A 9,628-nucleotide genomic window follows, 5' to 3' on the forward strand; every position below is an offset into this window, starting at 1 on the left:
TTACGGGACAGATCGCCTGTAATCCAATATAAAAGCAATACAACCTACTTGTTTTGTGAACGTCAAGAAAATTATTCTAAAAATGCAATGATCCGCGAGCGGTCGCATCTTCTGCCACACGCTGAACAGTTCTCAGGCTGGGCGATCCGCAACTCTGAGCAGTTCTGCCCTCGAGAAGCGTCGCCATGTCTCAAAGGATCTCTCCAGATCCTCCAGAGGCACACCACGCGCGCGCTCGACCGCCAGCCCTCGTAAAAGTGCTGAGTTAAGCAGACGCAACTCGACGAAATGTGGATCCGGTGGCGCCAGCCTGCGACCAGAAAGCCAGCGGGTCATAAACTGATCGATCCGTTTCAGAACAGGGGCCGTCACCTCCTCCAGATCCGGATCACTTCGTCGCGCCAGCTCGATTTCCACCGTCGCCAGAAATTCCGGCCCTTCCGTCACCAGTCGCCACATCGTGTCCAACATGGCGTCTACTCTGTCTTCGGGGCTGCCCTTCATACTCAAAGCACGGCGATAGAGCCGCGCGCGCTTGACGGCATAATGCCGAAGCACCATCGCCATAACCTGTGCCTTGGTTGGGAACTGATGCTGCAACGCCCCCAGGCTGACGCCAGCCATTTTGGCGATACGCTGGATGGTCGTCGCGGCATAGCCCTGCGTCTGAAGCAGGATAACGGTTGCCTGAATGACCTTGGCGCGCGTCTCCGCACTGCGATCGGCCTGTGTCCGGCGACGGACAACCACAGGAGCGGAGGGGGATAAAACAGTCATAGGCCTAGGGGAAAACTCCTACCGGAAAACAGTCCAGAACGGATATCTTTCATACAGATACTCCCCTAGGGAGGAAATGCCCGAGCAGTTAAACCCTGGTTCACAAACGACTGCAGCGCTCCAGAAGGCGGGCGCGAACAGAACCTCACTCATTCTGGCCTTGCCCTGATCGGGGATGAATGGTCTGGATGACGTTTCCAACCGGTTCTACAACCATGCGCTGATCTGTCAGATCGACATCATCCTCGTCGGTCCCCCAACCCACGCATCTGAACGTCCAGGTTCCTCTGGACCTTTAGAGCACTTTTAGTTCCGGTTGGATCGGCATTTCCGTTTCTTAGCAGACAATCGCAAGGCAAAGGAGATCTCCCGCAAGTCCGGAGTTGCCAATTTCGTCTTTATATCGGTCATAAAGGGTGCAAATATTTATCCCACAAACGACCATCTCATATCCACTGAGCAGAAAACATACTTGAATTTATTTATTGAGCCATGAAGGCTGTTGTGGGTTGAAGCCCATGACCTGAAGAGCTTTCCGATTGCATGCACCCGTAAGGCTGTTCTGAAAATAAATACTTTCCTCTCCCAGTAAATGAAGAGCCTCTCGTTCATCGAGGCAAGGAGGAGCATCAGCTCCGATCCAGTGTGCGTACGCTGGAAGCCACTCAGACATTTTCGTCGGATGATTATCTACAACATTATAAAGGCCGGCTGGCGCTGTAAGAGCTGCCACCGTTGCCTGGGCAGCATCGTCTACATGGATAAAAGAGAGTGTGCTTTTCGCCTTGCCGATCAGAGAGACTTCCCCCTTGAGAAGATGGCGACTGAATGCACCATCAGGCCAGTACCATGTCCCGGGACCGTAGAAGAACCCATAGCGCAACCCGATGCTTTCCATCTCCTGCGCACTTGAAATCCGCTTTTCCAGCGCTGCATACATGCGTGCACTGGCACCAATGGTCCCTGGAGCGCTGGTTCTCAAGGGCGAAGCTTCCGTTGCAAGCCCGTCCCCACCATCCAGATAAAACCCGGATAATTGCTGGACATAACGTTGCACATGGAATGTCTGTGCTGCCTCGAAAAGATAGCCACCGCCTTCCAGACGCAATCTACGATCAGCAGGCAGGCGTTGAGCCAAATCGAAAGGACTGGACGGCAGGGAAGTCAGTTGATCGATCACCACGTCCGGGCGGATCTGTTCAATGAGCTCAAAAATATTGGCGCGATCAAGGGCATCTCCTTTCACGGGATGAGCACCGCGCTTTTCTATTGTCTCCAGACTATCGGGACGATGTGCCAGTCCCCAGACCTCACACCCTGCATCCCGCAACTGGTTGATCAGCGGACGGCCCAATGCGCCGCTAGCTCCAGCTAAAAAGACCTTCATGATAATTTGGTATCCCTAAAATCACTTTACCGGAACAACGAACGGAGCAGCTTTGTTTTTGACGAAAAATGCAAGAAAACGCGCAGGTTCCGTCTGACTGGCATTGCGACCAACAATATGGATATCATTTGGGCCTTCAAAAAAGCTCTGCCCTTCTTTCAATGTTACAGATGCGCCGCCCTTGACCTGCATAATAATGCTTCCTTTCAAGACATACACAAAGACTGAAGCATTGTGTCGGTGGATCGGGTCCGAGCCTCCGGGGGCGTAGTCTACCGTCAGCATGGCGCCCTCCTTACCGGGAATACCGGGAAGGTCATGCTCCATCAGAGGTGTAACTTTCGTTTCTGCATGAAGACCATGGGTCCAGAAACCCGCAGCCATAGCAGCGAAAGCAATAAGTTTACGCATTTTCAATGTTCCTGTTGTTAAGAGACCAGTCACGGTCATGAGATGGCTGACCGCTTCCGTTGCCTGACTTTGCTGGTCCGACGTGTCTGGACACGTTCGTCGAACCACGACTGCGCTTGTCCGAAGAAAGGAGAAGGTGCCTTATCCCGGACTGATCGAGCGAGATCCGCGAGTGAAGTCTGCGACAGTTCCTGCCGCATGGCCTGCTCGGCTCGCAGCATGACACCATGAATTCCACAGACGCCCTGCGTCGCCCATCCGGGTGGCTGTTTATCGAAAAGGGCGCAGCGACCACGGATTTCCTGGCAATTGAAAAGGCTCTTTCGGCCCTCCACCGCATCCACCACAGCCAAAACGCTGATATCATCAGCCGGACGGGCCAGTTTGTAGCCACCTCTCAAGCCCTCTGCCGCAGTGAGCAGACCCGCCTTTTCAAGTTTGGGAAGCAATTTGGCGACATAAGCCGCTGGAATTTCCTGCAGTTCTGCAAGATCGAGACTGCTTACAGGCTCTGGGTTATCGACCAGCCAGAGCAAGCTGTGCAGAATATATTCGGTGCTGGCGCCATAAAGTGTCATACGCGGACCTTATAAGTCTGCGTTTTGATTCGCAATACACTATAGAAGTTATTCCAACCCTGCAGTTACCAAACGGACAGTTCGCTCATGTGGCGCTATTGAACCTTTATTTTTCAGTGACCACGAACAGTTCGTACGAAAAAAGTATTGAACCAAATCTTGCGGACCAGGACTTCCCCACAATAACGGTTAACCGGAAATAGAAAGCAAACGTCACATACATCTGGACACGTGAAGGCTAGGCTTATCTGCCTGTGGCACTGAAACTCTTCTTACGGATAGCGCCATCGGCTGAACCTTGAGATCGGTATGACAGCAGATCTTAACATAACAGCGTTACAACGTGCTCTGGCCCTACATCAGACGCCACCAGTTTGCTTTTCAATCATGCAGATCATGACAGTCAGTATTATTCAGGCACGCAAAGCAAATCACGTATCGACATAAAAACAGTGTTTGCCACCCCCTCCCCTATAGGGTAGATAAAAAGAATGGTACACGAAGCGCACCCCCTCATCAAACGTCGCCTTAAGCAGGCGCAAGGTCATATCAGCAAGGTCATCGAGATGGTGGATGCAGGTCGGTCCTGTTCCGACCTTGCACAGCAGCTTGAGGCGATTGAAAGCACGGTGCGAGGCGCCAAAAGACTTCTCGTTCAAGAACATTTGGAGCACTGCATCATTGATGCAATCGCCAGCGGACAGATGAGCCGTGAAGATGCCGTACAGGAATTTTCTTTTCTCGTGAAATATTTTTAAGGAACGATCCAGGTGCGAGCGTCAAGAAAACTTACCCCCCTGGCCCTCAGGGTAACAAAACTTGCTGGCCTGATCATGTTCGCATGGTCACCAATGGCCTCCGCTGCAAGTGACCCCGTTCTTCCTTTACGAACTGCGCTCACAGCAGCCTGGGAAAATGATCCAGTGCGGCAGGAGCTGGCTATTAATACCCAATCTGCCGACGCGCGCGCTGCTGCTGCAAAATCGTGGTTCGCCGGAGGCCCTGTATTAACAGCGAGCTATAGCGATGATCGAGCGGCAGGAACCAATCTTGGTTACGTCACCTGGCAGGGAGGCGTTTCTGTCCCTTTATGGCTGCCGGGACAAGGCTCTGCGACGGAACATCTTGCTCAAGCGGACTCCAAGGCTGCACTGGCCCGCGTTGAAGTAGAACGGATGGCTATCGCCGTTCGTGTGCTTGAGCAGGGAAGCGCAGCCATTCTTGCGGATCGCAGAGTGATCGCTGCTCGGATGATCGTACGATCTCTGGAGCATATCGCGCTGTTGACCAACCGCTCGAAAGGGCAAGGTGAAGCAACAGGCGTTGAAGTGCAGGCCGTTAACGCGCAGCTTGCTGAAACCCGATCTGAACTGGCGCAGGCCGAAGAAGACCAGACGCGTTCTCGGGTGGCGTTGTTTTCACTTCTGGGTATTCAGGGAGTTCCGGATCTTCTTGCTGCGCAAGCCCCATGGCTCGCGCGTATTCCAACAGGAAACCCTAAGGCTCTGGAAGATCTGGACCCCCGTATTAAAGCCGCACATCGCGCAGTTATGGCTGCTCAGGAAGACATGCATCTGGCGCGTTCCAGTTTCATGCCCAACCCTGAAATTGGCATTGATGCAATCGATCAAGGGCAATACGGAAGCCCTTGGGCAACACAGGTTGGCGTCAACATTCGTGTTCCCCTGCCGAGTGACGTTACGCATACGCCGCTTCTTTCAGCCGCACAGAACCGTTTGGCTGCTGCCATGCGTGCCGAGGTCGAAGCGCGACGGGCCGTTCATAATGAACTGGCTCAGGTCATGGCGCGCGTGACGGCTGCCCGAGTGATGCTTCTCCAGTCCCAGACCGGTGCTTCCCAGACCATGAAGCGTGCAGATGCGATGGAACATTCCTGGCAACTGGGCGAGACGCCTCTCATTGAAGTCCTTCGTGCAAGAACTGAAGCCTGGCGTGCTTTGTTGACGCTGAATCAGGCTGAGGTTGCATGGCGTAGCGCGATTATTCGTATCTGTATTTCCACAGGGACGCTCCCTTGAAATTTAAATGCCTTTTTTCAGCATGGCTGTTCAGCATGCTGACCGTAACCTGTCATGCGGAAACGCCGACTTGGTTGCGTCCTGTCTCTCTGACTGCAGCAGCGCAACAGAGTGAGAGAATTACCATAGTTCCCGTCAGATCAGGCGAGTTGCGCGCGCTTCTTCCAGCGATGGCCAGCGTTATGGCGAATTCGACACGCTCTGTGACGATCCGTCCTGCAGGAAGCGGTAAAGTCACGGAGGTTCTGGTCACACCTGGAGAGCGTATTCGGAAGGGGCAGATCCTCATTACTTATACGGATCATTCTCTTCACGAACTTTATCTTGAGCAGGGCCAGGCCAATGCTGCGCTCCTTTCAGCACATGCTGCGGTTTCTGAGGCTGAAAAATCCTATCAGCGCGGACGTTCTTTGAGTGGGACAACAGTCTCCATCGGTGATGTTCAGCGTCGTCTTTCCATGCTTCAGCAGGCACAGGCCTCCTTGGCCGCGCGGAAAACTGACAGCGCGACGATCCGACATCGGCTTGAGGAAGAATTCACCTCTGTGACTGAAACGATCGGGCATGGAGAGGCTTCGAGCCTGATCTCACCGGTAGACGGTGTGGTTCAAAGCGTCAGCACGGCAGTTTCTGCTGATATTACGGCTGGCGAGCCTGTGGCTGTCGTGACAGACCTGTCAACAGTATGGATTGTTGCGCAGGTTCGTCCGGAAGATGCTCAAAATCTTGCTGTTGGAGATCGTCTCTTCATCCAGTTGTCCGGCCATGAAGGGCAGCTACCACTTTCGACACATATCAGCACGATTGATGGCATGGCCAATCCTGACACTGGTTTGCTCCGGGTGACCAGTGTGATTGAAAGCCCACCAGCCGAGCTGCGGCCAGGCGCAATGCTGGATGTGAACTTCGAGACAACAGGTCATGCCACCGGACTTATTGTTCCAACCGCCGCCATTCAGCGGATTGATGGTCATGACATTGTATATGCGGCTACCGATGGAAAGACGTTCCAGCCGCACGAAGTTCACGTTGTTCTGTCAACGGATGATGACGCTGTCATTCTGACGGACCTACATGACGGCAGCCGGGTTGTCAGTGCGGGAAGTTTTGCACTCAAGGGTGCTGCGATCGTTGAAACTTCAGGCGGCGACTGAGGCAATGTTAGCTTTCATCCAGAAAAATACCTATCTTTTACTCGGTATTGTTGTCGCTCTGCTGATCGGTGGAGTTCTGACCATTCCAGGTCTTCCCGTCGAGCCTGTCCCAGATATTTCACCGCAACAGGTTATGGTATCGGTCACGGCTCCCGGTCTTGCGACCGAGGAAGTGGAAAAACTGATTACTTTTCCCTTGGAATCAAGCCTGACCGGCATACCGGGTGTGACAGACCTTCGATCCATTTCCCGAACAGGGGTCTCCGCTGTTTACCTGAAATTCACAGACTCATCCAATATTGATCTGGACAGGACACGGGTCAGTCAACGTCTTCAACTAGCCCGGGACACCATTTCCGTGCCCGGAATTTCCATCACCATGGGGCCGCTTGCCACTGGGATGGGCGAAATCATGCAGATCCAGATCAAAGGATCTGAGTACTCACTCACAGAGCTGAATCGGATCATGACATGGACTGTTGCGCCTCAGTTGAAGCTTGTGCCCGGTGTTGTGGACGTCAACGTCAATGGCGGTGCGGAAGAGACTTTTGAGCTTACGCTGGATCCAGCCCGCATGGTGAGTTTCGGCGTTTCTATAGATGACATTGATCAAGCCATTTCAACCAATAATGCCTCCTCTGGAGGGGGGTGGATTGCCCATCATGACGAGCAACAGGTCATTGTAGCCCGTGCCCGCATAACAGGACTTGAGTCCTTTGGTCTCATCCCTGTCAAAACAGGGCCGCACGGGCATGTTATCCGTATCCGTGACATGGGAAAAGTTGCGATTGGAACACGGACCCGTCTTGGTGCCGTGACGCGCGATGGGCAAGGCGAAATCGTTAACGGGGTTGTCCTGATGCAGAATGGCGCCAGTTCGAACGCCACTCTGCGAGCTATTAATGCTGCCCTCCCGGGGATCCGTCAGTCCCTTCCACAAGGCGTGATACTGGATCCGTTTTATACCCGCTCCACCCTGACGACGGAAACAATCGGGACCGTCAAAGAGAACCTGATCATCGGCGCCATTCTTGTCATGGCGGCTTTGGTTGTGGTGCTTGGAGACTGGCGAGCGGCGTTCGTTATTGCTTCCGTAATCCCTGCTGCACTGATTGTTGCCATGGCAGGAATGCGCTGGTTTGGTGTCTCTGCCAACCTGCTCAGTTTGGGTGCTATTGATTTCGGAATGATCGTCGACAGTTCCCTGGTTGTGGTGGAGCATCTTCTGACAACGCGCAACCAGACCGACAGCAGAGAGGGTTTCAGGACACTTGCCCACAAAGCGCTGCTGGGGGTTATTCAGCCGGTCAGTTTTGCAATAGGCATCATTATTATCGTGTACCTCCCGATCCTGACCCTTGAAGGGATCGAGGGGAAAATGTTCCGGCCCATGGCACAGACAGTAATCATGGCGCTGATTGCATCCCTTCTTTACTGCATTATCTGCATTCCAACGCTTGCAGCTTTTTTCATGAAGTATGGCCCTGTCGACCGTGAAACACGGTTCGTGCAGTTTGTGCGAAGATACTACGAACCTGCACTAGCCTGGAGTGAGCATCATGTCAGACTGCTCATTGGTATTACGCTTGGTACGTTTGGAGTGGCTGTTTTCTTTTCCAGTCAGATGGGCGGTGAATTTGTCCCTCAGCTTGATGAAGGCTCACTTCTTGTTAACTCCTTACGGCTGCCAAGTGCATCTTTGGAAACCGTTTTGCGTGGCGTGACCGAGCAGGAGCGGATTCTCAAGAACTTCCCGGACGTTGAAACTGTTGTCAGCAACACTGGGACTTCAGCTATTCCAACAGATCCGATGGGAACAGGCGAAACGGATACGTTCATCTTTCTCAAGCCGCGCTCTCAGTGGACAACAGCAAGTACCGAAGCTGGTCTTGTTGGAAAAATGAGTGCCGCGCTTCGTGAGAGACTTCCAGATGCAGAATATTCCTGGACGCAGCCTATTCAGATGCGGATGGATGACCTTCTCTCTGGTGTCCGCACGCAGTTGGCGATTTCTATTTATGGCAGCAATCTTGAAATGCTGTCCCATCTTTCGGACGCAACGATAAAGGCCATCAGCAGTGTTCCAGGGGCGGCAGATGTCAATTCTGCAAACGAAGGCGTGATGCCGTATATCCATGTGGATGTGGATCGCGATTCAGCGGCGCGTCTGGGGGTTGCTGTTCCTGATATTCTTCAGACCGTAGAAGCGGTAGGAGGACGCATTGGAACATCCATTACTTTGGACAATGCGATTATTCCATCTCAGGTGCGGTTTTCAAAAAATGCCGTGGTTTCCATGGATCAGATCGGCAGGCTTCAGATACGCCGGTCCGACCGTGCGGGCTGGGTCATGCTTCAGGACGTTGCACGTCTTTCCCTCATTGACGGAACGTCCCGTATTGATAGAGACAGCCTGAATCGTCGGATTATCGTACAGGCAAATGTTCGTGGCCGGGATGTTGCGAGTTTTGTAAAAGCAGCTCAAAATGCTGTTTCACAGCAGGTTAAACTCCCTGCTGGATACCGCATGTCCTGGGCTGGGCAATTCCGTAATCTCGAATCTGCAAGTCGGCGACTTTCCATTGTCGTGCCGATTGCGCTGGTTCTGATCTTTGGTCTTCTTGTCGCGGCGCTGGGCTCTCCGGGAGCGGCGGCCTTGGTGTTTGTGAATCTTCCTGTGGCGGCTACTGGCGGTATTCTTGCACTGGTTATTCGAGGCATGCCGTTCAGCATCGCAGCGGGAATTGGATTTATCGCCTTGTTTGGCGTCGCCATTCTCAATGGTGTCGTGCTTGTGTCCCAGATACGGACTTACCAGAAGTCAGGAATGGCTGTTGTAAAGGCTTCATTTGAAGCTGCCCGAGTGCGTCTGCGCCCTGTAATTGCAACAGCATCTGTTGCAAGTCTCGGTTTTTTTCCGATGGCGTTTTCTGGAAGTGCAGGCGCAGAAGTCGAACGACCATTGGCAACAGTCGTGATCGGTGGACTGGTGTCTTCAACCTTATTAACCCTTCTGGTGTTACCGTCATTATACGCATTCGTTTTCAATAACCGCACCCGATAATACGTTGAGAAAAATGGTGGAGACATATGATATACTTTTCACCATTTGAACATCGGTAGTAACTCCGCAAAAATAATCAGAACCTGAGCCTATATTTTTAGTCCCGGGATTTGATGAGTTGGATTGATAATGAATTTTTCTGGCTCTCAAGTCCATATTTGCAGACGTGTTCGTAAGGTATGAGGCCACTCAGCCTCTCGAGCCTTCGCCCGAAGTTA

General features: G+C 52.8%; 8 protein-coding genes and 1 pseudogene. 4 read left to right on the forward strand and 5 right to left on the reverse strand.

Annotation, left to right across the window (positions count from 1 at the left end):
* Positions 1-132: 132 nt before the first annotated feature.
* From GJA01_RS12545 to GJA01_RS12560, 4 genes are all read right to left on the reverse strand, one after another.
* A complete protein-coding gene (locus tag GJA01_RS12545; RefSeq protein ID WP_061928757.1) occupies positions 133-777 on the reverse strand; it encodes a TetR/AcrR family transcriptional regulator in 645 nt (214 codons plus the stop codon).
* A gap of 478 nt (positions 778-1,255) precedes the next feature.
* Entirely contained in the window at positions 1,256-2,164 is a 909-nt protein-coding gene (locus GJA01_RS12550) for an NAD-dependent epimerase/dehydratase family protein (RefSeq protein WP_099282392.1), read from the reverse strand.
* Between the two features lie 21 nt (positions 2,165-2,185).
* Complete coding sequence (locus tag GJA01_RS12555) at positions 2,186-2,575, reverse strand: cupin domain-containing protein (protein WP_062502476.1); 390 nt, start codon at positions 2,573-2,575, stop codon at positions 2,186-2,188.
* 35 nt (positions 2,576-2,610) lie between these two features.
* On the reverse strand, positions 2,611-3,153 hold the full coding sequence (locus GJA01_RS12560; protein ID WP_010505093.1) for an RrF2 family transcriptional regulator: 543 nt from the start codon (positions 3,151-3,153) through the stop codon (positions 2,611-2,613).
* Positions 3,154-3,644: 491 nt separating this feature from the next.
* On the opposite strand from GJA01_RS12560, the gene GJA01_RS12565 reads away from it, so the two are divergent.
* From GJA01_RS12565 to GJA01_RS12580, 4 genes are all read left to right on the forward strand, one after another.
* Positions 3,645-3,911 (forward strand): metal-sensing transcriptional repressor, encoded by a 267-nt coding sequence (locus GJA01_RS12565; RefSeq protein ID WP_061928764.1) that lies wholly within the window; start codon positions 3,645-3,647, stop codon positions 3,909-3,911.
* 93 nt (positions 3,912-4,004) lie between these two features.
* Entirely contained in the window at positions 4,005-5,192 is a 1,188-nt protein-coding gene (locus tag GJA01_RS12570; RefSeq protein WP_062502478.1) for a TolC family protein, read from the forward strand.
* 35 nt (positions 5,193-5,227) lie between these two features.
* On the forward strand, positions 5,228-6,346 hold the full coding sequence (locus GJA01_RS12575; RefSeq protein WP_062502479.1) for an efflux RND transporter periplasmic adaptor subunit: 1,119 nt from the start codon (positions 5,228-5,230) through the stop codon (positions 6,344-6,346).
* Between the two features lie 4 nt (positions 6,347-6,350).
* The gene (locus GJA01_RS12580) at positions 6,351-9,410 is read left to right on the forward strand and encodes an efflux RND transporter permease subunit (protein WP_062502477.1); all 3,060 of its coding nucleotides are present in this window, start codon (positions 6,351-6,353) and stop codon (positions 9,408-9,410) included.
* An 89-nt stretch (positions 9,411-9,499) separates the two neighbouring features.
* Here GJA01_RS12580 and GJA01_RS15775 read toward each other — a convergent pair.
* Positions 9,500-9,628, reverse strand: a pseudogene (locus tag GJA01_RS15775) (IS481 family transposase); the annotation flags it as partial.

The sequence above is a fragment of the Gluconobacter japonicus genome (assembly GCF_002723975.1).
Taxonomy (GTDB): Bacteria; Pseudomonadota; Alphaproteobacteria; order Acetobacterales; family Acetobacteraceae; genus Gluconobacter; species Gluconobacter japonicus.